This is a genomic window from Methylocapsa palsarum (assembly GCF_900114285.1).
GTDB classification, from domain to species: domain Bacteria; phylum Pseudomonadota; class Alphaproteobacteria; order Rhizobiales; family Beijerinckiaceae; genus Methylocapsa; species Methylocapsa palsarum.
This window is the reverse complement of sequence record NZ_FOSN01000009.1, coordinates 12,490-39,015: the sequence shown is the minus strand read 5'-3', so window position 1 is coordinate 39,015 and position 26,526 is coordinate 12,490. Positions and strand designations below refer to the sequence as shown.

Annotated in this window: 18 protein-coding genes; 8 read left to right on the top strand and 10 right to left on the bottom strand. The window is 63.5% G+C overall.

Annotated features, from left to right (window positions below; genetic code table 11):
• Window positions 1-16: 16 nt before the first annotated feature.
• The gene (gene argJ, locus BM177_RS11290; protein ID WP_091682346.1) at window positions 17-1,264 is read left to right on the top strand and encodes a bifunctional glutamate N-acetyltransferase/amino-acid acetyltransferase ArgJ; all 1,248 of its coding nucleotides are present in this window, start codon (window positions 17-19) and stop codon (window positions 1,262-1,264) included.
• 7 nt (window positions 1,265-1,271) lie between these two features.
• Window positions 1,272-1,673 carry a (deoxy)nucleoside triphosphate pyrophosphohydrolase gene (locus BM177_RS11285; protein ID WP_175492577.1) on the top strand — a complete coding sequence of 134 codons (402 nt, stop codon included), beginning with the start codon at window positions 1,272-1,274 and terminating at the stop codon, window positions 1,671-1,673.
• Between the two features lie 126 nt (window positions 1,674-1,799).
• On the opposite strand, the gene BM177_RS11280 is transcribed toward BM177_RS11285, so the two are convergent.
• A complete protein-coding gene (locus BM177_RS11280; protein ID WP_091682563.1) occupies window positions 1,800-2,267 on the bottom strand; it encodes a GyrI-like domain-containing protein in 468 nt (155 codons plus the stop codon).
• Window positions 2,268-2,589: 322 nt separating this feature from the next.
• On the opposite strand from BM177_RS11280, the gene ftsE reads away from it, so the two are divergent.
• From ftsE to BM177_RS11255, 4 genes are all read left to right on the top strand, one after another.
• The gene (ftsE, locus tag BM177_RS11275; RefSeq protein ID WP_091682340.1) at window positions 2,590-3,252 is read left to right on the top strand and encodes a cell division ATP-binding protein FtsE; all 663 of its coding nucleotides are present in this window, start codon (window positions 2,590-2,592) and stop codon (window positions 3,250-3,252) included.
• A gap of 29 nt (window positions 3,253-3,281) precedes the next feature.
• The gene (locus BM177_RS11270; RefSeq protein WP_139223593.1) at window positions 3,282-4,247 is read left to right on the top strand and encodes a cell division protein FtsX; all 966 of its coding nucleotides are present in this window, start codon (window positions 3,282-3,284) and stop codon (window positions 4,245-4,247) included.
• Between the two features lie 431 nt (window positions 4,248-4,678).
• On the top strand, window positions 4,679-9,553 hold the full coding sequence (locus tag BM177_RS11260) for a beta strand repeat-containing protein (RefSeq protein ID WP_091682335.1): 4,875 nt from the start codon (window positions 4,679-4,681) through the stop codon (window positions 9,551-9,553).
• Between the two features lie 78 nt (window positions 9,554-9,631).
• The gene (locus BM177_RS11255; RefSeq protein ID WP_091682332.1) at window positions 9,632-10,387 is read left to right on the top strand and encodes a DUF6065 family protein; all 756 of its coding nucleotides are present in this window, start codon (window positions 9,632-9,634) and stop codon (window positions 10,385-10,387) included.
• Between the two features lie 6 nt (window positions 10,388-10,393).
• On the opposite strand, the gene BM177_RS11250 is transcribed toward BM177_RS11255, so the two are convergent.
• From BM177_RS11250 to BM177_RS11235, 4 genes are all read right to left on the bottom strand, one after another.
• Window positions 10,394-12,616 carry a CHASE2 domain-containing protein gene (locus BM177_RS11250; RefSeq protein ID WP_175492576.1) on the bottom strand — a complete coding sequence of 741 codons (2,223 nt, stop codon included), beginning with the start codon at window positions 12,614-12,616 and terminating at the stop codon, window positions 10,394-10,396.
• Window positions 12,617-12,826: 210 nt separating this feature from the next.
• A complete protein-coding gene (gene glsA / locus BM177_RS11245) occupies window positions 12,827-14,686 on the bottom strand; it encodes a glutaminase A (protein ID WP_091682328.1) in 1,860 nt (619 codons plus the stop codon).
• Window positions 14,687-15,119: 433 nt separating this feature from the next.
• Complete coding sequence (locus tag BM177_RS11240; protein ID WP_175492575.1) at window positions 15,120-16,127, bottom strand: FecR family protein; 1,008 nt, start codon at window positions 16,125-16,127, stop codon at window positions 15,120-15,122.
• Window positions 16,128-16,166: 39 nt separating this feature from the next.
• Window positions 16,167-17,483, bottom strand: coding sequence for a tetratricopeptide repeat protein (locus tag BM177_RS11235; RefSeq protein WP_091682324.1), 1,317 nt, complete (start codon window positions 17,481-17,483; stop codon window positions 16,167-16,169).
• A 288-nt stretch (window positions 17,484-17,771) separates the two neighbouring features.
• Between BM177_RS11235 and BM177_RS11225 the strand changes: the two genes are divergently transcribed.
• Together BM177_RS11225 and BM177_RS11220 are read left to right on the top strand one after the other, a co-directional pair.
• The gene (locus BM177_RS11225; protein ID WP_091682319.1) at window positions 17,772-18,521 is read left to right on the top strand and encodes an SOS response-associated peptidase; all 750 of its coding nucleotides are present in this window, start codon (window positions 17,772-17,774) and stop codon (window positions 18,519-18,521) included.
• A 119-nt stretch (window positions 18,522-18,640) separates the two neighbouring features.
• Window positions 18,641-19,738: an Ntn hydrolase family protein gene (locus tag BM177_RS11220; protein WP_091682317.1), complete on the top strand. Its 1,098-nt coding sequence runs from the start codon at window positions 18,641-18,643 to the stop codon at window positions 19,736-19,738.
• 89 nt (window positions 19,739-19,827) lie between these two features.
• Here BM177_RS11220 and BM177_RS11215 read toward each other — a convergent pair whose 3' ends face one another.
• The 5 genes from BM177_RS11215 to BM177_RS11195 form a co-directional block, all read right to left on the bottom strand.
• Window positions 19,828-20,700, bottom strand: a complete 873-nt coding sequence (locus BM177_RS11215; RefSeq protein WP_091682314.1) for an aldose 1-epimerase family protein — start codon at window positions 20,698-20,700, stop codon at window positions 19,828-19,830.
• 25 nt (window positions 20,701-20,725) lie between these two features.
• The gene (locus BM177_RS11210) at window positions 20,726-22,507 is read right to left on the bottom strand and encodes a ShlB/FhaC/HecB family hemolysin secretion/activation protein (RefSeq protein WP_244532273.1); all 1,782 of its coding nucleotides are present in this window, start codon (window positions 22,505-22,507) and stop codon (window positions 20,726-20,728) included.
• Window positions 22,508-22,624: 117 nt separating this feature from the next.
• Window positions 22,625-24,238: an ABC transporter ATP-binding protein gene (locus tag BM177_RS11205; RefSeq protein WP_091682308.1), complete on the bottom strand. Its 1,614-nt coding sequence runs from the start codon at window positions 24,236-24,238 to the stop codon at window positions 22,625-22,627.
• A gap of 26 nt (window positions 24,239-24,264) precedes the next feature.
• A complete protein-coding gene (locus BM177_RS11200; RefSeq protein ID WP_091682306.1) occupies window positions 24,265-25,431 on the bottom strand; it encodes an ABC transporter permease in 1,167 nt (388 codons plus the stop codon).
• A gap of 4 nt (window positions 25,432-25,435) precedes the next feature.
• Window positions 25,436-26,524: a microcin C ABC transporter permease YejB gene (locus BM177_RS11195; RefSeq protein WP_091682305.1), complete on the bottom strand. Its 1,089-nt coding sequence runs from the start codon at window positions 26,522-26,524 to the stop codon at window positions 25,436-25,438.
• Between the last annotated feature and the right edge of the window lie 2 nt (window positions 26,525-26,526).

The following is a 26,526-nucleotide window of genomic DNA, read 5'->3' as shown; positions in this document are numbered from 1 at the left end:
CAAAGGATTGCAGACCATGGCCGCCCCCGCCGCCGTCTCTCCGCTTGCGCCCGCGTCCTATCCCGATCTGCCCGGAATCGACGGGGTGCGCTTTTCCACCGGCGCGGCCGCCATCCGCTACAAGAACCGCACGGACGTCATGCTCGCCCTCTTCGATGACGGCGCGGAAGTGGCGGGCGTGTTCACCAAGTCGAAATGCCCGTCGGCGCCCGTGGAATGGTGTCAGGCGCGGCTTTCCGGCGGGCGCGCGCGCGCCCTTTTGGTCAATTCCGGCAACGCCAACGCTTTTACCGGCAAGACCGGGGCGAAGGCGACCAAATTCGCCGCGACGCTGGCCGCGAAGGCGACGGGCGCCCCGGCCTCGCAGATCTTCCTGGCGTCGACCGGGGTCATCGGCGAACCGCTCGACGCCTCGAAGTTCGAGGGAATCCTGCCCAAACTCGTGAAAAACGCCAGAGCCGATGGCCTCCTTGAGGCGGCGAAGGCGATCATGACGACGGACACCTATCCCAAGGTCGCGACCGCCAAGGCCGAGATCGGCGGCGTCGAAGTCACGATCGCCGGCATGGCCAAGGGCGCCGGGATGATCGCGCCGGACATGGCGACAATGCTCTCGTTTGTGTTCACCGACGCGCCGATCGCCGCGGCCGCCCTGCAAGCCCTGCTCGGCAAGAGCGTGCGGAAGTCGTTCAACGCCATCACCATCGACAGCGACACCTCGACATCCGACACCTTGCTGCTGTTCGCCACCGGCGCGGCGGCGGCGCGCGGCGCGCCCGAAATCGCCGCCGCGAACGACCGCCGCCTCGCCTCGTTCAAGGCGGCGCTCGACGGATTGTTGCTCGATCTCGCCCATCAGGTCGTCAAGGATGGCGAAGGCGCGCGCAAGTTCGTGCAGATCACCGTCGCCGGCGCGGCCTCCGCTCCCGCCGCCAAGAAGATCGCCCTCTCGATCGCCAATTCGCCCCTGGTGAAGACCGCGATCGCCGGCGAGGACGCCAATTGGGGCCGGATCGTCATGGCGATCGGCAAGGCCGGCGAGAAGGCCGAACGCGACAGAATCGCGATCTGGTTCGGCAATATCCGCGTCGCCCATAAGGGTCTGCGCGATCCGCGCTACAATGAGGCGGAAGTCTCGAAGCTGATGCGCGAGCAGGAAATCGACATCCATGTCGATCTCGGCATCGGCGCGGGCGAAGCCATCGTCTGGACCTGCGACCTGACCAAGGAATACGTCGCGATCAACGGCGATTACCGCTCGTGAGCCACCGTTGAACCTGCTGCTGGTCGTCGCCGCCGCGCTCATAGACGCCGACGGACGGGTGCTGATCGCGCGGCGCCCCGAAGGCAAGCAACTGGCGGGCCTCTGGGAGTTTCCTGGCGGTAAGGTCGCACCCGGCGAGCGGCCCGAGGCGGCGCTGATCCGCGAACTTTCCGAGGAGCTCGGCATCGAGGTCGAGGAACCCTGCCTCGCGCCGCTGACCTTCGCGAGCTACGCCTATCCCGACTTCCATCTGCTGATGCCGCTCTATATCTGCCGGCGCTGGAAGGGTTTCGTGACGGCGCGCGAGCATCAGGCGCTGAAATGGGTATTCGCCAGGGACATGCGCGCCTATCCGATGCCGCCCGCCGACGCGCCTCTCATTCCGGCGCTGATCGACCTTCTGGGCTGAGGCCCCCACCAAAGCGACGTGACCGCGCCTGTTTGGCGCAAGCGTTCCAGCCTCCCGACGGGCCAGCTTCGTCATGCGATCGATCAGAAATCGCTCCGGAGTCAAAAGCTTGAGCATAGTCACGCTCTAGGTTTCAACCAGCCGCTTGCTCAATTCCGTCCGCCATGCGGCCGGATCGGCGCTCGTTTCGGGGCCGATGAGATAACATTCCCAAAGGTCGTCAGCGGTCCTGCGCCCGGCGGCCTTGATTTCTCCCATGAACTCGCCCCAAGCGGCGCCGAGGCCTTCGTAGCCCCCATGATAGATGGTGCGAGCGACTCGCATGGCCGGCCATTGGCCCGGATTCGTCCGGTTCACGGGCGCGACGGGCGCGGCGACAGGGACGCTGATTTCGAAATCGAAGATTTCGTCGGGTCGTCGCAGATGGTGCGTGAACCATGGCCCCGTGACCACAATATTTTGGGCGGCGACGGCGGCTCGCAGTTCGGCGAGGCCGGGGCCCATAACATTGCGGATCTCTTCACGCGGTATTCTGACGGAAATGAATGCCGTGAGTCGCGGCGCCGTTTCGATAATGCGGAGCGGTTCAATCATGACGGGCGTCCAAGCATTTAAGGCGAAGCTGGCGAGGGTTCGGCGAAGGTTGAGAATGAAAGGCTCCGCCAGCTTTGACTTGGCCGAAGGTTTGCCCAATCGGAGTTTAATCATTCGCACGTCAATCGTTTTCATGGTTTGCGCCGAAGACCAGAGACTTCAGGATCAAATGGTATAACCTACCACCTCCCTGCCGCCTCGGCGTTAAGATTTCACATCGGCGGCGGCGCAGACTCCAGCGCTTGAGCACAAAAACCTTCCCGCGCTTGAGCAATGGCGAGGATAGAGATAGACCCGATCAAACTGCGAGACGAGGTCTTCATTGGTTCGCTTTGAAAATGTCGGTCTGCGCTATGGAATGGGAACCGAGATCCTCAAGGACATCAGTTTCGCCATCGAGCCGCAATCGTTCCAGTTTTTGACTGGGCCCTCGGGCGCCGGCAAGACGACGCTGCTGCGGCTGATCCTTCTGTCGTTGCGGCCGACGCGCGGCCTGATCAGCCTCTTTGGCCGCGACGCCCTCTCGCTCGACAAGGCCGCGATCACGGACCTGCGGCGGCGCATCGGCGTCGTGTTTCAGGATTTCCGCCTCCTCGACCATCTGACGACCTATGAGAACGTCGCCCTGCCCTTGCGGGTGCGCGGCAAGGAGGAGGCGAGCTACCGCGCCGAAGTCACCGAACTTTTGCGCTGGGTCGGCCTTGGCGACCGGATGCATATCCTGCCGCCGGTCCTTTCCGGAGGCGAGAAGCAGCGCGCCGTCATCGCGCGGGCCCTGATCGTGCGCCCCGCTCTCCTGCTCGCCGACGAGCCAACCGGAAACGTCGACCCGAGCCTCGCCCGCCGCCTGCTGCGCCTGTTCACCGAACTCCACAAATCGGGAACGTCGGTCGTCATAGCGACCCACGATCTCGCCTTGATGGACCAGTTCGACGGCGCCCGGCGTCTCGTGCTCGGCGACGGCCGTCTGCATATTTTCGATTGACCTCCAACTGGTCCGGCAAAGAGCGTCCAATGAACATGTTCGCAGAAGCCTGGGGACGCGTGAAGGCCATTCTCGGCGTCAAGTCCGGTCCCGGCATCGGGCGCGATCAGGCTCTGGTGCCTGCCTCTTCCATCGCCGGACGCGCGCTCGTCACCGTCGTCGCGATCATGACCTTCCTCGCCTCTCTCGCCGCCGGGGCGGCGATCCTGATCGGCGATGCGTCGAGCGCCTGGCAGGATCAGGTCGCGCGCGAGATGACGATCCAGATCCGCCCGACAGCCGGCCGCGATATCGAGGCGGATTCCGCGAAAGCCGCCCAGCTCGCCGAAAAAACGCCGGGCGTCGCCGCGGCGCGCGCCTACACGAAGGATCAATCCGAAGCTTTGCTGCAACCCTGGCTCGGAGCGGGGCTCGATCTGTCCGAATTGCCGGTTCCGCGCCTCATCACCGTTTCGCTCACGCCGAAAACCCGGCTCGACGCCACCGCGCTGCGCCGGACGCTAGCCGCGGCGATCCCCGGCGCCAGTCTCGACGATCACCGGTTGTGGCTGGAGCGCCTCGCGGTCATGGCCAGGACCGTCGTGGCGGGGGCGGCGGTGATTTTCGCGCTGGTTCTTGTCGCGATGGTTCTGGCGGTCGCTTTCGCGACGCGCGGCGCGATGGCGGGAAACCGCGAGATCATCGAAATCCTGCACTATGTCGGGGCCGCCGACGCCTATATCTCGCGACAGTTTCAGCGCCGCTTTTTCCGTCTCGGCCTGCGTGGAGGCGCCATTGGGGCCGGGGCGGCGATCATCTCGTTCCTGGCGCTCTCGACTGTCTCGTCCTGGTGGCGGGCGACCCCGAGCGGCGAGCAGGTCGACGTGATGTTCGGAGATTTCAACTTGTCGCCGAACGTCTACGCCGCCATCATCCTGATCGCGGCCGCGGTCGCGATCCTGACCGGCTATGTGTCGCGCACGATCGTGTTCAGGCACCTGCGTGATCTGACTTAAGAACCCGCGGGATCTGACGTAGACGCCTGCGGGATCTGACCTGGCAACGGGATCTGACCCAACAAAAAGCGCGGCCGCTTCACCAATCCTGGCTCTCACATTCAAGCAGAGATCTTCGCAGTAAAACCGCGAGGGGCGCCTTCTCTCGTTTTGAGAAATATTGATAATCATAACATGTAGAGCCGCATGTAGTCGGCGTCTCTGGCGGGCTTCGTCGGCAATCGGGATCTATGTTGATTTGGAGGCGGGAATGTCCGATAGGTCAAGATGGCGCTCCGCGCCCGCCATCTGAGGTTCCCTTTTCGAAAGACCGAAAACTCGAATGCCGAAGACTTCAAGGTGTTCGAACTTTTCAGCTTTCCGGCCCGGATGAAACAGGACCTGCGCCACGGCGAGATGCGTTCGGCGTCTTGTGAAATGGGAGCTTTTTCATGCGTGGAATTGACGCCCGTCTGACGCTGGCGCTTCTCGCGTCCACGGCGCTGAACGGCGGGGCGGCTTTCGCGCAGAGCCTGCCCACAGGCGGGCGAACGGCGTCCGGCTCGGTCACGATCTCTCCGCCCTCCGGCAATACGCTCAACATCCGCCAGTCGAGCCAGGGCGCCATCGTCAACTGGCAAGGGTTTTCGATCGGGCAAGGCAATAGTGTCAACATCCACCAGCCCAACTCCTCCGCCGCGCTGCTCAACCGCGTGACCGGCTCGACGCCCTCGACCATCGCCGGGCGGCTGAACGCCAACGGACAGGTCTATCTCGTCAATCCCAATGGCGTCGCGATCACGAAAACCGGCGTCGTCAAGGCGTCCGGCTTCGTCGCCTCGACGCTCGGCGTTTCCGATGGCGATTTCCTCAGCGGCAAGGGCAAGCTCAAATTCAAGGGCGCCGGCGCCTCGAAGGCGGTGACCAACGACGGCGTCATCCGCGTCGGGCGCGGCGGCTACGCCGCGCTGATCGGCGGAACAATATCCAACACCGGCAAGATCCTCGCGCCGATGGGCAAGGTCGGGCTTGGCTCCGGCGAAGCGGCGACGCTCGATTTCTCCGGCAACGGCTTCCTCAAGGTCGCGGCGCCGACGAATTTCAGCGGCAAGGCGGCGCTCGTCAGCACCACCGGAACCATCAGGGCCGATGGCGGCCTTGTGGTGATCGAGGCGGCCACGGCGCGGGAAATGGCGCGCAACGCCGTCAACATCGGCGGCCTCGTGCAGGCGCGCAGCATCGGCGGCCATTCGGGCGCGATCGTGATCGGCGCCGGCCCGGGCGGAGCGGTCAATGTCTCCGGCGCGCTCGACGCCTCAAGCATCTCGGGCAAGGGCGGGCGCATCGCCATCACCGGCAGGGAGATCGCGCTGCGGAGCGCTACGGTCGATGTCTCGGGCGGAGCCGGCGGCGGGAAGGTCAGCATCGGCGGCGGCCCGCAGGGAACCGGAAAGCTTCCCCATGCGGCGAGCGTCAGGATCGACGCCGCAACCACGATCAAGGCAAACGCGACGAAGAACGGCGAGGGCGGCTCGGTCGTCGTCTGGTCGGACGGCGCGACGAGCGTCAAGGGCAGGATCACGGCGCGCGGCGCGGGTTCTGGCGGCGGCGGCGCGGTCGAGACTTCGGGCAAGACCGTCGATTTCGCCGGGCTATCGGTCGATACGTCCGCGCCTCGCGGCGGCGCCGGGATCTGGCTGATCGATCCGGTCGATCTGACCGTCGGCGCGGCAGCTGCAAAAACCATTTCAGATAATCTTGCGTCCACGAACGTCACCCTGCAAACCACGGCGGGCGGCGCCTCCGGACCCGGAGTTCAGAGCCCGGGCGCGGGAGACATCACCATCGCCTCGGCGATTTCGTGGTCGAGTTCGCAGAGTCTGACCCTTGACGCCTACCACGCCCTCGCCATCAACACGCCGATCACGATCACGGGCGGAGGTCAGCTCAGCCTCAAGGCGGCGGCGGACCCGGCGATCCCGACGCTTGCGCTGCTGTCGTTCGGACAGGGCGCCAGCGTGCAATTCACCGGAGCGCCCGGCGCGGGTCAGGCGCTGAACATCAACGGCAAGGCCTACACGCTGCTCACTTCGATGAGCGATGTGCTCGGCGTCAACAGCAACCTCGCGGGGAGCTACGCGCTGGCGAACCCGCTCGACGCGGCGGGAACGACGTATACGGACGCTTTGATAGGCTCCGGCTACTTTACAAGGTTCTCGGGTATGTTCGAGGGCCTCGGAAACACGATCGCACACTTGGTGATCGATGCGCCGTCCAGTTATGATACAGGATTATTCGCAACCCTGGCCTCGACCGCCGTAGTGTCTGATCTAGGCATCTCCGGCGGACGGCTAGGCGGATTCAGCATGGTCGGCGCTATCGCCGGCACTAATCTTGGCTCGATCACTCGATCCTTTTCTTCCGCGTCGGTGCAATATAGCCTCGGCGGCGGCTATTCCGGCGGACTGGTTGGAAATAACCTCGGCCTCATTACAAGGTCTCATTCTACAGGAGTTGTCAGCGGCTCGCTGAGCGTGGGCGGGTTGGTCGGAACGAACGGCGGATCGATCACGGATTCTTATGCGACAGGCGCTGTCAGTTTGACGACAGGGTCTTTCCGGAACGCCGTGGGGGGGCTGGTCGGCTATAATACCGGCTTGATCGAAGGATCATTCGAAACCGGAAATGTCACCGGGAAATTGGTTACGACAGGCGGCCTTGTAGGCGCTAACTATGGAGCCATTATCCGTGACTACGCGACGGGAGCGGTAAAAGGCGCCGACAATTCAGTTGGCGGCCTGGTCGGAGCGAACTCGCAGGGCGGAACCATCGAGGACAGTCACGCATCAGGCGCGGTGACGGGAACGACGGATGTCGGTGGCCTTGTCGGCCGGATGATCGTCAATGGTTTCGTTTCCGGCTCATACGCCGACGGAACAGTCAGCGGAACCACCAATGTCGGCGGATTGGTCGGACAAAACGACGCTCAACCGGACATGGATCGAGTGTCAATCACCCGATCCTACGCGACGGGCGCCGTTTCAGGCGACGTCAATGTTGGTGGGCTTGTCGGAGATAATCATGCATCGGTAACAGAATCCTATTCAACGGGAGCAGTCAGCGGGCAGTCTGGCGCAGGGGGCTTGGCCGGGAACAATTCCGGCTCCATCGCAACCTCCTATTGGGACACGATCACGTCCGGCCAGGCCCAGGGCGTTGGAGTCAACACGGGCTCCTTCGGCGCGACCAGCCTCACCACCGCGCAATTCGTCAACAAGAAGAATTTCGTCGGCTGGAGCTTTGGAACCGCGCCGGGCGGCGACGGCTGGGTCATCGTCGACCAGGGCGGCACGCTCAACAACGCGGGGGGCCAGGCGGGCGCGACCCGGCCTTTCCTTCTGTCCGAATATTCAACCAATATCGTCAATGCGCATCAGCTCCAGCTGATGGCCCTCTCCACCACCGCCAACTACACGCTCGGCGCCGACATCGACCTCGGCCCCGCCCTGACGAACCCGTCGGAGCACTGGTTTACGCCAGCCAATACGCCGTTTCCGATTTCCGGCTTCAACCCCATCGGCCAGGACGGCAATCAGTTCAGCGGGATCTTCGACGGCAAGGGTCATACGATCTCCAATCTGACCATTGAGCGGCCGACGAACGCAAAAGACGCCGCGCATTGGACAGGGACCAATGTTGGGCTTTTCGGCTATGTCCACGCCCTCGGCGTTGTCGAGAACGTCTCCCTCGTCGGCGGCGCCGTCACCGGCTACCACACGGTCGGCGCGCTTGTCGGCAAGAATCACGGAACCGTCCGGAACGATTCCGCGTCAACGTCAGTGAACGGCCGCGATTATATCGGCGGATTGGTCGGGTGGAGCTACGGGACGCTCACGCAGGACAGCGCCTCGGGCTCCGTCTCCGGGAACAATTATGTCGGCGGCCTCACGGGCGCAAACAATTTCAGCGTGTCGCTCAGCTCCGCGTCTGGACCCGTCAGCGGCGTTTTCGCGGTAGGCGGCCTTGTTGGAGAGAACGCCTTCATCATATCGCTCTCTCATGCGGCGGGCGCGGTCTCCGGCGCCGCCGGGGGCGACACCGGTGGGCTGGTCGGGATGAACCAGAGCGCCGGAAGCATCGCCGGCTCCTATGCGACCGGCGCGGTCAGCGGCGGCTCTGGAGCCTATGTCGGCGGCCTCGTCGGTTATTATTACAAGGGGGGGTCTATTTCCGGAAGCTCTGCGGCAGGAGCGGTGAGCGGCGCGGGAGATTTCATGGGCGGCCTCGTCGGATTCGCCGGCGACTCGATCTCCGACAGCTCCGCGACGGGCGCCGTGACAGGCGGCAGCTATGTCGGCGGCCTCGCCGGATGGAGTTACGGCGTGATCACCCGGGGCGAAGCTTCGGGAGCGGTGAGCGGCTATCTTTATGTCGGCGGCCTGACGGGAGGCGCCAGCAAGGCCGTCACGAACAGCGCCGCGTCAGGCTCGGTCAATGGCGACAGCTATATCGGCGGCCTCGCCGGCTATATCGGCGCCGGAGGATCGGTTTCGCAGAGCAACGCCACAGGCGCTGTCAGCGCGAGCGCCAATTACGCCGGCGGCCTCGTCGGCGTCATCGCCGCCGGCGGCTCGGTCTCTTCAGCCTCCGCCACAGGAACGGTGAGCGGCGATGGCTACATTGGCGGCCTCGCGGGCTGGAGCTTCGGAACGGTTTCGACCAGCAACGCGTCCGGACAGGTGAGCGGCAATCAATATGTGGGCGGCCTGACCGGTGGCGACAGCAACGCGATAAAATACAGTTTCGCGACGGGACCAGTCAACGGAAACAGCTACGTCGGCGGCCTGTCGGGCTATGTCGGCCCCGGCGGATCCCTCTCGCAGGCCTATGCGACGGGCATGGTCAGCGCGACCGCCAACTACGCCGGCGGGCTGGTCGGCAAAAACGTCAAGGGCGTGATCTCTTCGACCTACGCTACCGGAAATGTCACGGGGCGCGGCTACATCGGCGGTCTCGTCGGCTTTAACAGCGCCGGCGGCGTCGTGTCGCAGAGCTATGCGGTGGGAGCGGTGAGCGGCGACTTCGGCTACACGGGCGGGCTCATCGGCGAAAATCTTGGCGGATACGTATTGAGCTCCGCCTATTGGGACAAGATCACCACCGGGCAAACGCGCGGCGTTGGAACCAACATAGGCTTTTTCGCCGCAACGGGACGCACCACCACGCAACTCCAGGCCGCGCTGCCAGCGGGTTTCGATCCCGCGATCTGGGCCATTGTTCCGAACATCACCTACCCGTTCCTTAAGAAGGTTCCGCCCCAGCCCTAGTTGATCGGAGAATAGCGGTTCGACCTCAATCAGGCGCTGTAGGGTCTCGCACTCTTAAGTTCATTCGGAAGGAACAGCATGCTCGTTGCGCCAGGCCTGATTTGCCATCCGACCGAACCGGATCCGCCGCCGCTTGTTCCCGGGCGCCCGGATCGGACATGGATGGATGAGACGAGCGACAGATTTGCCTACCGATGCATCCCGCTTTCGATCGCCAACGCCTCGGGCTGGGAAATTCTTTCGCCCTGCTCGTTCCGCGCCGAATGGAACGGCGGCCCCCTCAAGGAGGACATCATATTCTCGCTGATCGGCGGTCAAGCCGATTTCACGCGCCGCGTCGCGTCGCATTTCGGGTCCGGGATCCTGACCTTTCACACCGGCTATCTGTTTCGCACCCCGCCGGGATGGGGCCTCTGGTGCCGCGGAGCCCCGAATACCGTCAAACACGGAATAACGGCGCTGGACGGGCTTGTGGAGACAGATTGGCTCCCCATGCCGTTCACGATGAACTGGCGATTCACCGCGCCCGGAGCCGTCGATTTTGAGAAAGGCGAGCCGTTCTGCTTCATCACGCTGGCGCCACACGCGCAGATGGACGAAATCGAACCCGTCGTTCGTTCTCTCGACGCCGATCCGGCGCTCAAGAGCGCCTACGAGGCGTGGACCGCCAGCCGGGCGGATTTCAATTCGCGCCTCGCGGCATTGGAGCCCGCGGCGGTGGCGGAGGGCTGGCAGCGCCTGTACGTTCGCGGCGAGACATTGACCGGAGAAGCTTCGGGCCACCACCTTTCGAGGCGCAAGCTCAAGAAGCCTCGGCGAGAGGCTGAGACTTAGCTTTCGTCATTTTTCGGTCATCGTATAGGCCCCGCTCCAGGATGGACCGGGAGATGCGTTGCTCAGATTTTCGATGCGCGCAGCGAACAGGGAATAATATGTGTCAAGCCTGCGGATGCAGACGCCGCGGCATTGAGCCAACGCGTCCGTGGCGTCGTCCCAGCTTTGTTCCCTATAGAGACGCAGAAACGAATCGTGCAGGGGCCGCAGCCTTGCGAACTGCGCCGGCGCGCAGTCCAAAACGCCGGCCGGCGTGTAGAGTCGCGTCGGCGTCGTCCGGCCGACGACCTTCACCAGATCGAGTTCGAGAAATTCGATATTTGGACTGCCTTTCACGGTCGCCTCGCTGATCACCGCGGGCAGGCCGTAAAGCTTCGTCAGAACCTCCAGCCGCGAGGTGACGTTGACCTCGTCGCCGATCGCCGAATAGTCGAACCGCTGTTCGCTGCCGAGATTCCCGACGCAGCACTCTCCGGTGTTCACTCCGATTCCGATCCTGATGTCATCGAATGGCTGGCCGGCCGCAACCGCCCTCACCCGCCACATCTCATTGAGATCGGACATTTTGTCGGTCATCTCCAGGGCGCATCGGCAGGCTCGCTCCGCATGCCCGCTGACGTCAAGCGGCGCATTCCAGAACGCCATGATGGCGTCGCCCATGTATTTGTCGATGGTCCCGCGCTCGCGCAAAATGATGTCGCTCAGCGGAGTGAGCAGTTCATTGATGAATGTGGTGAGTTCGCTCGCGGTAAGACTCTCGGAGATCGCGGTAAAATTGCGCACGTCGCAAAACATCAGGGTGAGCTGGCGCATCTCGCCGCCAAGAGTGAGCTTCTCCGGACCGGCGATGATGTCCTCGACCACTTCCGGGGCGAGATAGCGGCCGAACGCGCTGCGGATTTCGCCACGCTGAATTTCAACGCGACGGTAGATATAAAAAGTAATGCCGCCGGTGAGCAGCAGCAGCGCGAGCGATGGATAAACCGGATCGAACAGGAGATCCCAATAGCGATAGCTGATCCAGCCGCCGGCGATGATCACGAGCGGCAGGAACGCGCCCAAGGCCGCCGCCGACGCCGGCGCGAGTCTCGGCATAGCGCCCGCCACGAGCAATCCGAACGCGACAACGAGCAATTGCTCAAGCGCGACCGCATAGTCAGGGCGCGTGAGCGCGCGGCCCGCGAGGATATGTTCGACGATCTGCGCCTGAATCTCCACCCCGGGCAACGCCGCGTCGAGCGGCGTCGCGCGAAGATCAAGCAGTCCCGGCGTGCTTGCCCCCACGAAAACGATCTTTCCCGCGATTTCGCTCTCGTCGATTTCTCCCGCGATGACTTTCCACGCCGGGATAAAAGCCGCCGGATTGCTGTGGCGGAACTTAAGCCAGACCGCGCTTGCGGAATCGGTCGCGATTTCCAGCGCGCCGATGCGCACATGATTCAGCCCGGTGCTCTGTCCGAACGCCGTTTCGCCACTGGCGTTCGATGATTTGAGAACGTATGTGGAGGCCCCTTGCGCCACCCGCAGAGCCTCGGCCGCGAGCGAAGGCGCAATCTTGTCGCCAAGCCTGAAAAAGAGCGGTGCCTGACGCACGACGGCGTCGTGATTTCGAACAAGGTTCATCGAGCCAAGTCCCCGCGCCGCGCTGTTGAACAACGGCAGGTTGCCTTCGGCTCCGGGAAAGGCGTGCAGGAACGGTTTCGGGTCGTCGCCCGCGAACACGATTCCGGCTTTCATCTCCAGCGGCGCGACGCTTTTGTCATTCGTCAGGATGATCGACAAGACGCCCGGCGCCGCCTTGAGCGCTTCCGCAAATGCTTCGTCGTTCGTCTGCCCGTCGATGAGGCCCGAGATGCGGGCGGCTTTGTCTGCTGGCAGACGCTTCACGATTTCGTCCAGCGAAGTGCGGTCTTTTTCTCCAAAAAGGATATCGAAGACGATCGCGGCCGCGTTTTTCTCCGTGAGGCGCATGACAAGATCCCGCATCGCCGTGCGCGGCCACGGCCATTGTCCGAGACGCGCGATCGACGCCGGATCAATATCGACGATGCGCACGGGGAGATCCGGATCGTAGGCCTGCGGCGCCAGCCGTTGATAGGAATCAAAGGCGATGAACCTGAGCGCCTGCACAAACAAGGGATCGGCGGCGCGAAGGACGACGGCGAGCGCAAGAAAACACAAAACGACCAGCACGAAAGAGCGGCTGATTCTGGTTTTGAGGCGTTGCACAATCCGGCCCTGGTTGGAATTATGGATTGATCCATAGCAAGAAAAGGGAACGATGGCGACGAAGGCGCACGCCGGATCGCCGCGGCCGGGACCGGGCGGCGTGCGCCGACCGGCTCTGAAAATAATCCCGCGGAGGCGGTGAGGAGCGGCTAGAGCGATTTCTGATCGATCGCATGACTTCATGCGATCCGTAAGCGCTCTGGGCCTTGATTATCTGAGCGAGTGAATCGTGACGTTGGCGCGCTGGAGCCGGGCCGCCTGTTCGCGAATGAGATTGGCGTAGATCTTGGCCGCGATGACCGGATGGAGGGCCTCGAGCCTCGTGACGGCGTCCTTGGCGATGACCACGCAAATGGTGCGTTGCTCGGCGATGACGTCGGCGGATCGGCGTGCGCCCTCAAACAGGCCCATCTCGCCAAAGGTCAATCCTGAATCCAGCGACGCCAGCCGGAACGATGGCTGGTCGGACGCCGGCGGGCTGGACACGAGGACGCTTCCCGCAAGGATCACGAAAAGGCAGTCAGCCGCGTCGCCTGTCCGCGCGATGACGGACCCAGGCTCAAACTCGACGACTGACGGCGCGAGACATGCGACGAAATTCGTCCATTCCTGCTCATCGAGGCCGCGGCAAAGATCGATTTCCTTCATGCTCTCGATCGCGGATTTCGATCGATCCTTCGACTGGGGAAGGGCAAGATCTTCAAAATATTCCAGCGCATGATCGATATCGGGAAAAACAAGTGCCTTCGCCTCCGCAAGCGCCGTGTTGAGGACTTCCAGCGCTCCCGTCGCCGGCACGCAGCTCCAGACCAGAATGCGGCCGCTGCTGGTCCATATCCGCTGAAGGCCGCCCAAAAAGGCCGCCGAAGCCGCATCGCAGGAGTACACATGGCGCAGATCCAGGATCGCCCGCGAGGTTTCGCCAGCGAGCGCGTCGAGATAGGAGGCGACGCGCTCCACATTCGCAAAGTGCAGGCTTCCCTGAAGTTCCGCGATCCGGACGGGAGCCGGATCGGCGTCGAGCAAGGCGCGGACTTCGCGCGGTCGCACCCGGCTCGAACGGACATTCCGCCCGGAAAGTTCGCGGCGGATGATCGAGCCGGCCTTCCCCCCGCTGAAAAACGAATGCAGGGATAGCATTCCCGAAATCTTCTTGCACGCCTTGACGCCCCGGACCGTATTGCCGAACCGGTCGAGACGCGGCGAATAGAAGCCGATGGCGAACTGCCCCGGCGCGACCGCCACAAGTCCGCCGGCGACCCCGCTCTTCGCGGGAAGCCCTACATCGAACGACCATTGCCCTGCGTAATCGTACATGCCGCAACCATACATCACAGACAACACGTCCTGCACGCACTCCGAAGGCAGCACGCGTTCGCGGGTCAACGGGTTGACGCCGTCGTTGGCGAGGGTCGCCCCCATGATCGCCAGATCCCGGCAGGTCACCAGGGCGGAGCATTGCTTGTAGTAGATATCGAGGGCGTCATCCGGGGAAAGATCGAGCATCCCTGCGTTGAGCATCAAATACGCGATCGCCCGGTTGCGATGACCGGTCGTCAATTCGGACCTGAAGACATCCCAGTCAAACACCATCTCCCGTCCCGCGAATGCGCCAAGAGTCGCGAGCATCTCTTTCTCCCGCTCGGCGCGATCTCCGCCTTCAATGAGGTTGGAGACGACGATCGCGCCAGCGTTGACCATTGGATTGAAAGGACGGTTGGCGACTTCGTCGAGCACGATCGAGTTGAAAGCGTCGCCGGTCGGCTCGACGCCAACCTTCGACAGCACCTTTTCACGCCCCAGCCGCTTCAATACGTCGCCGTACATGAATGCTTTTGAGACCGATTGAATGGTGAACAGCGCGTCGCAGTCGCCCACCGCGTGGATGCGGCCGTCGGTGGTGGCGATCACGATGCCGAAGTGATTGGGGTTCGCCTTGGCCAATTCGGGGATGTAGGTGGCGAGCTCGCCATCGTGGTCGAGGCAAAATTCCGCGTGAAGCGCAGTCAGAAACGATTCGACTGAACCGGCGGCGAGCGCAGAGGATTCGATTGCCGAAATAAAGTTCATGACTGGGTCCCGGATTGTGTCCGCAGCGCTTCGCCTTGCAAGAGCGGGGCCGACGCGCAGGTCTATCGAGGCCCCCGATGTTCAATCAACCGGAAGGATCTGTATTGCCGCCGAATTGCGCATGACCGCTTCCAGAGCATAGTCTGATTGGATTGAATCCATCCAATCGACAAGACTCTGCTCAAGCTACTGACTCTGGAGCGATTTCTGACCGATCGCATGACTTCACGCGATCGGAAGGCGCTCCAGCTGCGCTCGAACGCGGCTGAACTCGCAAAATCGGAGCAGATCGGACGGTCCCTATATTTGGCCGCTTCCGAGATACTATCTGTCGAATCCGCCTTATGTTGGTCCGCCACGCCCCTCATCAAGCTGAGAGAGGCAAATGCGATCCAATGGCGCCCTTCCGCCGTGCTGACACGCGGCGTCTCGATCACGGCGGCGGAGGAGGAGGCGGCGGCGGTGGCGGCGGTGGCGGAGGCGGCGGTGGCGGAGGCGGCGGTGGCGGCGGTGGCGGAGGCGGAGGCGGAGGTGGCGGCGGAGGAGGCGGCGGCGGAGGAGGCGGCGGCGGAGGAGGTGGCGGAGGAGGTGGCGGCGATGGCGGAGGCGGCGGCGATGGCGGCCGTGGAGCAGATCGGGGAGCAGGCGCGACGGTTCCGGCAGCGGCCTTCTGGGAAGCCTGCACGAGAACGTCAAAGATCTGATTTTGGATGTTCGTGGTCTGGCTCTGGATCGGGGCGACGCCAGGCGCAAACGTTCCGCTGATTTTTCCGATATCGAACTGTTGCGTCAACTGATCCGTAGGGATCGCCGCGGCTCCTCCCGACTGCCCCAGATGGCTCGTGAGGAGCGCGAGATAGGTGTTGATTTCGCCGCGCGACACGCGTATCGGTTCGGTTGGGCAGACGCGCTGGTCCGTCACAGTGACGGCGAAGCCCGTCCGCCTTATCACGACGCTCCCGCATGCGTTGCTCACCGTGATCTGACCAAAAAGGTTGATGACCCGCGTTCCGTCCTTGCCATGAGCGATGGTCGCCGTCCCGCCGCGAATTCCGATCGTCGCGACCGGCGTGTTGACGGTGGCCGCGCCCTGATGGCTGATATTTCCGCCAACGAAGCGAAGCGCGCCCTTGGTCAGCGTCGTGGCCATCTGGCCGACGCCGGAGGCCGGATCATAAATGAAATTGTCGATCACCAGATCGCTGTTGGGCCCCACGCTCAAGGTGGTCTTGTCCAGAAACATCAATTGGGCCGATCCGATATCGGTCGTCTTGATCCGCTCTTTATGCATGATCCGGGCGCCGAGCCGCAGGACGCGCGTTTCTCCGCTCGGCGGCGTCGCCTCCGAGAGCGGATTGACCGCGGTCGCAGCGCCAACGTCCTGCGCGGCGGCGGGCGCGGCGGCCATCGCGGCGCTGGCGAGCAGCGCCGTAACGGTCATTTCAAGTTGGCGTCGCCTTCGCGTCGGCATGGGACTTCCTCAAAAACTGACCGTCGGCCCCGCGCTGACCGAGAAATTTCGGATCGTGTTCGTGGGAATGTTCGAATTGATGGCGCGATATTGCAATTGCACGCCGAGACCGAACGAATCCTTGACCGGAATATCGAAACCCACGCCAACGCGCCATTCGAGGTCGCGTTCGGTGGTGAAAGGAGAGGTCGTGGGATTGGATTGGTTGTAGAGCCACGGAGCAACACCGAACGACGGCGTGACCGTCCAGTTTCGCCCTCCCCAGGGCGAGGGAGCGGCGAGCGGAAGCCAGAAATCGAACGCGACCCTGTTGTAACTGAACCAGGGCGTAGCGTCGGCGCTGTGGTTGAAGGCGAGTTTGGCTTGCCAGCGGACGCCCTCGTTGATCAGGGCGCCCGCCTGCAAGGCGACTGTCGTCAGCGAGCCGTTCAGTCCGCTCGCGTAGGGATAGAGAGTGGAATTATGATAGGCTTGGCCGCGCAGTTCGACATAAGGGTCGAAGCTGACGTCGGCCCAATTGAGGTGCATCGTGACGCCGCCGCCAAAGCTGCCGAGGTAAGGCTCGCCGCCAAGACTCGCCCCTGTGATGGCCACATATGGCTTGATGGAGGCGCCGTTCAGGGCGTCCTGCAGGATTCCGAAACGCGGTCCCACGCGGACATCAATGAACCCCGTGTCAAAAGACGTGACGTTGAACTGCTGCGCGTCATAACCAAGAATATTCGCTTCGAACACATCTCCGGCCTGATTGCCGAAATCGTGAACGTAATTCAGCGCGACGATGCCGAACCAATTTCCGTCCGGCTGAGCGGACAGGCTGTTCAGAGGCCGCGTCGCGCCAAGGAGAGGTTGCTGAGTCGGTCCGAGGTTCGCGTTGGTCTGATAGCGTAATCCGGTTTGAGCGAAACCGCTCCATTGGTCCGGTTGCAGTTTTTTCTCGATCGTATCGAGAAACTCCTGAACGCGCTCCTTCATTTCCTCTGTCGTCTTCGCGGACTTCTGGACGGTCTCGAAATATCCGCGCGCCATTTCATAGGAGCCAAGGCGGAAATAAAGCGTCCCGAGATCATAGCGGACGTCAAGCAGGCTCGGGTTATAGAACAGGAGCCGCTCGAGGGCTCCGATCGAGGCCTCGATGTCGCCTGATTTTTTCGCCTGCGCCGCATATCGAAGGGCCGCGCCGAGATCCGAGGGCCGATCGAGCGTCGCCTGAAACAAGGCCGACTCCGCGACCCCGTCCGGCAGAGTTTGCGCTTCTGCGTCGGAACAGGCGAATGTTGTCAAACCAAGAAAGGCCGAAACTCCCGCCGACGCGGGACTTCGCATGAAAGTTATCAGATCAACTACGATCCGGCGGATCAATAGATGCTTCCTTCAACGATTTGAGCCCGGCGACAGCTTGAAAAAAAGCTCCAGGCGATCAAATCGCCGTGATGTCGATGGCGCCAGAATTCCTTGGACATTGCAAGGCGGATCGGCTTCCCACATTGCGTTAGCCGCCGGCCGTGCTCTTCCTGCAACAGCGAGCCTGATCCCGCGCGGGCCAGGCTTTTGCGCCGCCGCCTCGCGATGGCTATATGAAAAGGGTTTTTCCTGAATAGCAGGGTGAGGTTCATGTGCGGACGCTTCGCCGTCACCTCGCCGCCTGAGGCGGTGCGGCGATTTTTCTGTTATGCCGAACAGCCGAATTTTCCGCCGCGCTATAATATCGCGCCGACCCAGCCCGTGCCGATCGTGCGAACCCGTTTCAATTCCGGGGGCGGCGTCGAGCGTCGCTTCAATCTCCTCCGCTGGGGATTTTTGCCGCCTTTCGTCAAGGACCCAGGGCGATTTCCACTCATCATCAACGCCCGAAGCGAAACTCTTCTGACCAAAACAAGCTTCAAGAACGCCTTCAGGCGCCGGCGTTGCCTGTTTGTCGCGGACGCCTTTTATGAGTGGCGGCGCGAGGGACGAGGCGCCGCGGGCCGACCCTATCTGTTTCGACGCTCAGACGGCGAGCCGATGGGCCTCGCCGGCTTGTGGGACACCTGGGCCGGCCCCAACGGCGAGGAGCTGGACACCGGCTGCATCATCACCACGGCCGCGAACGGTGCGACGGCGGCGATCCATGACAGGTTGCCTGTCATCATCGAATCGAAGACTTTTGACCTTTGGCTCGATCCCGATGAGGCCAGCGCGGACGCGGCTTTTAGATTGCTGCGCCCGCCCGAGAACGCGGTCTTGCGCTTTTTCGAGATCGGACCCACGGTGAACAAGGCCGCCAACGACAAGCTGGAGGTGCAAAAACCGGCGGGCGCGATGGCGGCGCCGGCGATTGCGGAAGAGTCCGCGACGCCCGCGCAGGGGCGCCTGTTCGGCTAAGCCCTCTCCCGCCAGACTTGAGAATCGGCCCTGAAGCGGATAGGAACTCTCCTCATGTCTCGCTCCGAACGCAAAACCGCCGGGACGCGTTCTTTCAGCATTGAAGGACAGCGGCCGGAATGATGCGCGAGGACACGATGTCGACGAGCGGAGCGACGCCTCGGCCCGCCGGGATGCCGGCCATCCCTTTTTTTGACGCAGGCGGCGGCGGCCCTTTACGACACGCGGAACAGCATCCCGTCCGGGCGCGCGCGCTCCGCGACGATTGCCTCAGATCATTGCCAGGCGCGGCCGCGCCGTTCCTTCCGGCGCTCGACTCCGCCACCCGGCGCTGGCTCGCCCGGTCGGGCTCGCCCTATGTGCCGGAGATCGCGCAAATCGCCGCGACCCTCGATTTTCCGGGCATCTGGCTGCTCAATGGGTCCTACCTCTGGGGCTGCACCGCGACCGCGCGCGACGAGGACGGCGCGCCATGGCTTGCGCGCACGCTCGACTGGCCCTTTCGCGGACTTGGGCGCCATGCCGACGTCGTGCGCGTCGAAGCGCCCGCCGGCGATTATTTCAACGTCACCTGGGCTGGCTACGCCGGCGTCCTGACCGCGATGGCGCCGGGGCGGTTCGGCGCCTGCATCAACCAGGCGCCGATGTGGCGGCGCACCCGCCATCACTGGCTTCGCGCCTATGACCTTGCAGCGAACGCCTGGCATACCTTTGCGAATGTCGGACACATCCCCCCCGATCAGCTGCTGCGACGGGTCTTCGAGACCTGCGCCACTTTTGCCGAAGCCAGGGCTGCATTGGAGCGCACGCCCGTCGCGCGGCCGGTGATCTACATGCTCATCGGCTGCGCGGCGGGAGAACGATGCGTGATCGAGCGGACCGAGGAGGGTTTCACGACGCGCGAGGATGACACCAACGCCGCGAATGACTGGACCCCAGGCCGGCCGATGTGGGAGGCGCGCGTCTCGGCCTCCCATTTCCTGACGCGCCCGGCGGACGAGGCGGTTGCTCGATGCCGCGCCCGCCGCGACGCGCTGGCTGACTGGCGGGGGCTTTTGTCGAAAGGCGGGTTCGATTGGGTGGCGGCGCCTGTCCTCAACCCCTATACGAGGCTTGCGGTCACGATGAGCCCGGCGCGCGCAATCCTGCGGGTGGCGGCTTACGAGATGACGAACGGCGAACTGCCGGAACAGGTCGCGCAATTCTGCGAAGCCTAAAACGCTTTCCGATCGCATGAAGTCATGCGATCGATCAGAAACCTGCTCAAGAACGGCGCGGACCGCCGGACCGCCACCCGCCAGGGCCTTCAATCAACGCCGGGAATGACTTTTATCCGCATCGAAGCCGAGAGCGATTCGCCCGGCGGGATCAGGGCGACGCCCGGCTTCTCGACGAACGGCCCGTCGAAATCGACCGGGCTCGCCATGCCGAGCCAGGGCTCAATACAAAGAAAACGCGCGCCCGTCTTCGTCCAGAGGCCAAGCTCGCGAAACCCGTCCCAGGCGATGTCGAGGCCAGGACCCGCGGGGGCGGAAAAACGGACCGAGCGGCTCGCGACCTGATCCATGATGATGGCGTCGGCCTCGAACAGATCCTCGCGCAGCGTCAACACCCGGCCTTCGACTGGTGAGGGAAAAGGCTCCGGCCGCAACAGGCCGGCGGACAGGCGCCGGATCGGCGCGGGCTCTTCTTGCGCGAAGGTCAGCGTGTAATCCTCTGGCGGAACGCCGGGGCGCAGCGGCCAGTTGAACGCGGGATGGGCGCCGAACGAGGCGGGCAAGGGTTCGATCCCGGTGTTGACCACGGTCAATGTCATCGTCAGCGCGCCGTCCCGGATCGCGTAAGCCAATTCAAGGCGGAAGGCGAACGGATAGACCGCCCGCGTCCCGGCGTCGTCGCAAAGCGAAAGCCGGCAGGACTCGGCGGACCGTTCGAGCCAGCTGAATAGGCGGTCGCGGGCGAAGCCGTGCTGGGTCAGCCGATAGGACTGCCCGCCATGATGCAACAGGTCGTCTTTCAGCCGGCCGACGATCGGAAAAAGCGTCGGCGCGCTGCGAGCCCATTCAGGGCCCGCCTGCCAGATATATTCCGTTCCCTCGCGATCGCGCAGCGACCTCAGTTCGGCGCCCTGCGCCCTGACGAGCGCGGCAAGGCCTCCGTGACTTATGACGTGGTCCATGGCTCCCCCGAAACGATCCCGCCGCTCAAAACTTGACGGCTCCGATCAGCATGAACCGATCGCCGTTCTGACATTCCGTATTGTTAATTTGTGAGACAGCCTGATTAAACGGCCCCGACCGTGGGCAGGTTTCCGCCAGGCGGCCCCATTCCAGGCTCAACGAGCCATTGCTGAGGCTCGCCTGCGCCGCCCCGGACAATCTCAGTCCGAGTCCGTAGGAGGCCGCGCGGATATGCGAGGCCTCCAGCACCGTTGGATATTGCAGGAAAACCTCGCCGACGGCGCCGAACACATAGGGCGCCGCTGCGATCTGAACCGGGTCGGCAAAAACCGGCAGGCTCCAGGGCGAGGAAAGTTCCGCGCGCAGCGAGACCCCGGAATCGCCCTGCAGCGTGCCGGCGTCGAAGGACGACAGCCCGGTCGGCGAGGCGATGCCGATCTGCTCGCTGAGCACAAGGGCTTGCCCGAGGGACGATTGCCCGCGCGCGAACAGGTCGACCGCGACATGATCGGCAAGGAGCTGCCCGTAGGACGCGGACGCCTCGATCTTTTGAAATCCGGCGTTGGCGAACTGGCGGGACAGCGGCAAAATCGGGCTCGCCTGCGCTTCGGTTCGGGCGCCGAGCGCCTCGAGCCCGAAGGAGGCGGTGATCCGGCCGGTGAAGAGTCCGCCCCAGTCCGTCTCCCATCTGCCGTCGCCCGTGAACCGCAGCACGCGGACCCGGTCGAGCGAGAGGGGCGCGTTGAGCGCCTCGCCGATCACGAGGTTTTGCTGATCATTGACGGCGTCGAAGGCGATCTCGCCATTCAGATTGAGCGCGCGCGAGCGGATGAACGGGTAGCGCAGCCGTTCGGACAGGCGCTCGAAATCGTCGTTTCGCGCGATCCCCTGCACCGGAATCGGATTGGTGCGCGCTTTGGTGGCCTCAACGTTGAAGGTCAGTCCATCGACGCCGAGAGGAAGCACGAAGCCCGCGGCCAAAGCGCGGTTGCGCGGATAGTCGCTGAGAAACCCGCTGGTACCGGCCGACGGATCGCCGTTGGCGCGCAGATAGATGAGATCGCCCAGCGTCAGCACGCTGTTGAGATCCAGTCCGACGCCCATGGTCCAGCGGCCAAGCGTTTTCGACAACGTGTTGTCGCCGCTCAGAAAGCCGCTGAGGGGCTGGTGCTTCGCCTCGATCACGAGAATGGTCGCGCCCGCCTCGGCGCCCGGGGCGAGGGTCGATTGCAGGATGACGCCGGGCGTATCGCCCGCGAGCAGGACCCGGCGCTCGATCTCGCCAAGGGTCAGGCCGCGGCGCCCCTGCAACGGGCCAATGAGCGCGCCGATGCGCGCGCGCACGAGGTCAGGGACGTCCTTGGTCTCGATCCGTTCGATATAGCCGTCGATCACATTGAGTTTCAGCCGGGCGCCGTCGACGAGCTTTTGCGGCGGCAGGATCACCCGCGCGAGCACATAGCCGGCCTTGGCGTAGGCGGCCTCCAGCTCGCGCGCGGCGGCGAAGATTTCGGCGCCCGACACCCGCCCGTTGAGCCGCGCCTCAAGCGCCTGCGTCGCGGCGGCGACAGCCTCGGACCTCGCCTCGAACCCGCCCTCGACGGTGACGCCTGCGAGGGTGACGAAGAGCTTGTCCGCCCCGGCCGGCGCCTCGAGGCCCGGAGTTGGCGTCGCCGCGATTCCGCCGCCGACATTATTTTCGAGCGGCGGCCGGTAGGATTGCGGCGTGATCTGGCTCGCCGTCTGCGCCGCCGCATGGCCGCAGAGGGGCAGCACGGCAAGACATGCGGCGAGGCGCATGTGCATCAAAGGCCCCCGGCTCCGGATCCAGCGCCGTCCCGGCGCGGCGTCGATGATGCATCGAATGCGTTGAAATAAGGCTAAAATGATGACCGGGAGGAGCCGCGCTCTTCAGCGGCGCAGTCACCCCGCCGCCGCCGCCCGATTCTCCAGCGCCGCCGCAAACAACGCCCGCGTGTAGTCGCTCTTTGGATGCGCAAGCAGCTCCGCCGCGGGCCCCGCCTCGACCACCTTGCCGTGGCGCATCACGATGATCTCGGACGACAGCGCCCGCACCACCCGCAAATCGTGGCTGATGAACATGTAGGCGATGCCGCGCCGCTTCTGCAGATCGCGCAACAGGTCGACGATCTGCGCCTGAACCGACATGTCGAGCGCCGAAGTCGGCTCGTCGAGCACGATGAATTTCGGCTCCAGCACGATCGCGCGGGCGATGGCGATGCGCTGGCGCTGTCCGCCGGAAAATTCGTGCGGATAACGGTCCATCGTCGCCGGATCGAGCCCCGTGTCCGCGAGCGCGCCCGCCACGATGTCGCGGCGCTGCGCGTAGGTCAGCGCCTTGTTCTGCACGGTCAGGCCCTCGGCGACGATCTCCGCTACCGAAAGGCGCGGCGATAGGGATCCATAGGGGTCCTGAAACACGACCTGCATGTCGCGACGGAGTGGACGCATTTCCTTGAATCGCAAGCCATCGATCCGCTTTCCCAGAAAGACGATCGCGCCTTCGCTGTGGATCAGCCGCAGCATGGCGAGGCCAAGGGTTGTCTTGCCGGAACCGGATTCGCCGACGATTCCGACCGTGCCGCCCTCGCGCACCTCGATCGACACCCCGTCCACCGCCTTGACGTGGCCGACGGTCCGCTGAAAAAATCCGCGCTTGATCGGAAACCACACTTTGATGTCGTTGGCGGAAAGAACTATTTTCGCGGCGGGATCGACAAGCGGCGGCGACCCTTTCGGCTCGGCGGCGATCAGCGCCTGCGTATAGGGATGGCGCGGCGCGGCGAAGAGGCTCGCGACGTCGTTCGCCTCGACGATTTTGCCCTTCTGCATCACCGCCACATCGTCCGCGATTCTGCGCACGATGCCAAGGTCATGGGTGATGAACAGCATCGCCATGCCGTGGCGCGCCTGTAGCTCTTTCAGAAGTTCGAGAATCTGCGCCTGTACCGTCACGTCGAGCGCGGTTGTGGGTTCGTCGGCGATGAAGAGATCCGGACGGTTGGCGAGCGCCATCGCAATCATCACGCGCTGGCGCTGGCCGCCGGACAGCTGATGCGGATAGGCGCCAAGCCGCTCCGCAGGGGCCTGAATGCCGACCTCCTCCAGAAGCTCGACGATTCGGGCGCGGACAGCCTCGGCGCCATGCGCGCCGTGAAGCTCCAGAATTTCTGCGATCTGCCGCTCGATCGTGTGGAGCGGATTGAGCGAGGTCATCGGCTCCTGGAAAACCATGGTGATCTTCGCGCCGCGGATGGCGCGCAGTTGCGCCTCGCCGCAGGTCAGAAGGTCAGAGCCCTCGAACAAAGCCTGCCCCGAGGGCGCGACGCCCTGCGGCAGCAGGCGGACGATGGAAAGCGCGGTGACCGACTTGCCGGATCCCGATTCGCCGACGAGGGCCAGCGTGCGTCCGCGTCGCAACGTAAAGGAGACGCCGTCCACGGCGGGCTTTTCAGCCCCGCCCTGACGGAAAGCGACCGAGAGGCCGCGGACATCGAGCAGGGGCGCGTCAGGCACGAACGTATCCCATGTTTATCGCGCCTCTAATGCAGCGTCTTGCGCGGATCGAACGCGTCGCGAACGGCCTCGCCTATAAACACCAGCAGCGACAGCATCAAAGCGATGATGATGAACCCGGTCAGCCCCAGCCACGGCGCCTGAAGGTTGGATTTGCCCTGCAGCAGAAGTTCGCCCAGCGAGGGCGAACCGGGCGGCAGCCCGAAGCCCAGGAAATCCAGCGCGGTCAGGGTCGTGATCGATCCGTTCAGCACGAAGGGCAGGAAGGTCAAGGTTGCGACAGTCGCGTTCGGCAGCACATGTTTGAGAATGATCTTGGCGTTCGAGAGCCCCAGCGCGCGGGCGGCGTTGACATATTCGAAATTGCGCGTGCGCAGGCATTCGGCGCGCACGACATGGACGAGGTTCACCCACGAAAACAGCAGGAGGATGCCGAGGAGCACGAAAAAGCTCGGGGTGATGATCGAGGAAATGATGATCAACAGATAAAGATGCGGGAGCGAGGACCATATTTCGATGAAGCGCTGAAAAACGAGATCCGTCCACCCGCCGAAATAGCCCTGCACCGCCCCGGCTGCGATCCCGATGATTGAGGAAACGCCGGCCAGCGTCAGCCCGAACAGAAGCGAAAGCCGGAATCCGTAGATCAATCTGGCGAGAACGTCCCGCCCCTGATCGTCGGTGCCGAGCCAGTTCCATTCGATCGCCTCGCAGCCGCCGCCATTCGCCTTGCCGAACCTTTTGGCCGCGGACGCGCATTGTTCGTCGCTGAGCATCCAGGTCGGCGGCGAGGGCGCGGGCGTCGGCAACTGGCGGTTGATGGTCATGTAGGAATAGCGGATCGGCGGCCAGATCATGAAACCGTGTTCGTCGATCTCCCTGGCGATCACCGCGTCGCGGTAATCGGTGCGCGCGAGGAAGCCGCCGAATTTCTCCTCCGGATAGTCGTGAAAGACCGGAAACAGGACTTCGCCTTTATAGACGACGAGCAGCGGCCGATCGTTGGCGATGAATTCGGCGAAGAGCGACAGGCCGAACAGGAGGATGAAAATCCAGAAGGACCAATAACCGCGCCGGTGTCCCTTGAAATTTTCGAGTCGGCGGCGGTTCATCGGCGTGAGCTTGAGCCAGCCCTGCCGCGGCCCGGCGGGCGCTGGCGAGGCGAGGCCTTCGCGCAGAAGAGGCGCGCTCATCCGTCTAGACCTCGCGCGTCGCGAAATCGATGCGCGGATCGATCCACATATAGGTCAGGTCCGCGATCAGGTTCACGATCAGGCCGAGGAGAGAAAGGATGTAGAGATCAGCGAAAACCACCGGATAATCCCGGTTGACGATCGATTCGAAGGACAGCAGCCCGAGGCCGTCGAGCGAAAAGATGGTCTCGATCAGGAGGGAGCCGCCAAGGAACGCGGCGATGAACGCGCCGGGGAATCCCGCGACGACGATCATCATGGCGTTACGGAACACATGTCCGTACAGAACGCGCGTCTCGCTCAGGCCCTTCATGCGCGCGGTCTGAACATATTGTTTGCGGATTTCGTCGAGAAACGAGTTCTTGGTCAGGAACGTCGAGGTCGCGAAAGCTCCAAGGGTCAGCGACGCGACGGGCAGCGTGATATGCCAGAAATAATCCGCGATCTTGCCGGGCAGCGAAAGCTGATCCCAGTTCTCCGAGGTGAGGCCCCGCAACGGGAAGATCTGCCAGAATGAGCCGCCGCAGAACAGAACGATCAGAAGAATTGCGAAAAGAAAACCGGGAATGGCGTAGCCGACGATGACCACGGCCGACGACCAGACGTCGAACCGCGACCCGTCGCTCACCGCTTTCCGGATGCCGAGGGGGATGGAAATCGCGTAGGAGAGAAGCGTCATCCATAATCCGAGCGAGATCGAGACGGGGAGTTTCTCCTTGATGAGGTCGAGGACCGGCACGTCGCGGAAATAAGACCGCCCGAACTGGAACGTGGCGTAGTTCTTCAGCATCAGGAAGAAACGTTCGTAGGCCGGCCGGTCGAAGCCGAACTGCTTTTCGAGTTCCGCGATGAATTTGGGGTCCAGTCCCTGCGCGCCCCTGTATTTCGACGAAAAATCCCCGCCGCTTCCGGCTCCAAGATCCCCGCCGCCGCCGAAATGGGACGTCGCTCCGGCGTCGACCCCCTGCAATTGAGCCAGAATGCGCTCGACGGGGCCGCCCGGCGCGAATTGCACGATCGCGAACGAAATCAGCAAAATTCCGAAGATCGTCGGGATCATGAGGAGAATGCGGCGCGCGATATAAGCGAACATCA

Excerpts from the sequence above, each read along its gene's own strand:
- argJ (WP_091682346.1), top strand. The coding sequence starts at position 17 with ATGGCCGCCCCCGCCGCCGTCTCTCCGCTTGCGCCCGCGTCCTATCCC.
- BM177_RS11280 (WP_091682563.1), bottom strand. The coding sequence starts at position 2,267 with ATGATTGAACCGCTCCGCATTATCGAAACGGCGCCGCGACTCACGGCA.
- BM177_RS11270 (WP_139223593.1), top strand. The coding sequence starts at position 3,282 with ATGAACATGTTCGCAGAAGCCTGGGGACGCGTGAAGGCCATTCTCGGC.
- BM177_RS11260 (WP_091682335.1), top strand. The coding sequence starts at position 4,679 with ATGCGTGGAATTGACGCCCGTCTGACGCTGGCGCTTCTCGCGTCCACG.
- BM177_RS11255 (WP_091682332.1), top strand. The coding sequence starts at position 9,632 with ATGCTCGTTGCGCCAGGCCTGATTTGCCATCCGACCGAACCGGATCCG.
- glsA (WP_091682328.1), bottom strand. The coding sequence starts at position 14,686 with ATGAACTTTATTTCGGCAATCGAATCCTCTGCGCTCGCCGCCGGTTCA.
- BM177_RS11240 (WP_175492575.1), bottom strand. The coding sequence starts at position 16,127 with ATGACCGTTACGGCGCTGCTCGCCAGCGCCGCGATGGCCGCCGCGCCC.
- BM177_RS11235 (WP_091682324.1), bottom strand. The coding sequence starts at position 17,483 with ATGCGAAGTCCCGCGTCGGCGGGAGTTTCGGCCTTTCTTGGTTTGACA.
- BM177_RS11225 (WP_091682319.1), top strand. The coding sequence starts at position 17,772 with ATGTGCGGACGCTTCGCCGTCACCTCGCCGCCTGAGGCGGTGCGGCGA.
- BM177_RS11220 (WP_091682317.1), top strand. The coding sequence starts at position 18,641 with ATGATGCGCGAGGACACGATGTCGACGAGCGGAGCGACGCCTCGGCCC.
- BM177_RS11215 (WP_091682314.1), bottom strand. The coding sequence starts at position 20,700 with ATGGACCACGTCATAAGTCACGGAGGCCTTGCCGCGCTCGTCAGGGCG.
- BM177_RS11210 (WP_244532273.1), bottom strand. The coding sequence starts at position 22,507 with ATGCACATGCGCCTCGCCGCATGTCTTGCCGTGCTGCCCCTCTGCGGC.
- BM177_RS11200 (WP_091682306.1), bottom strand. The coding sequence starts at position 25,431 with ATGAGCGCGCCTCTTCTGCGCGAAGGCCTCGCCTCGCCAGCGCCCGCC.
- BM177_RS11195 (WP_091682305.1), bottom strand. The coding sequence starts at position 26,524 with ATGTTCGCTTATATCGCGCGCCGCATTCTCCTCATGATCCCGACGATC.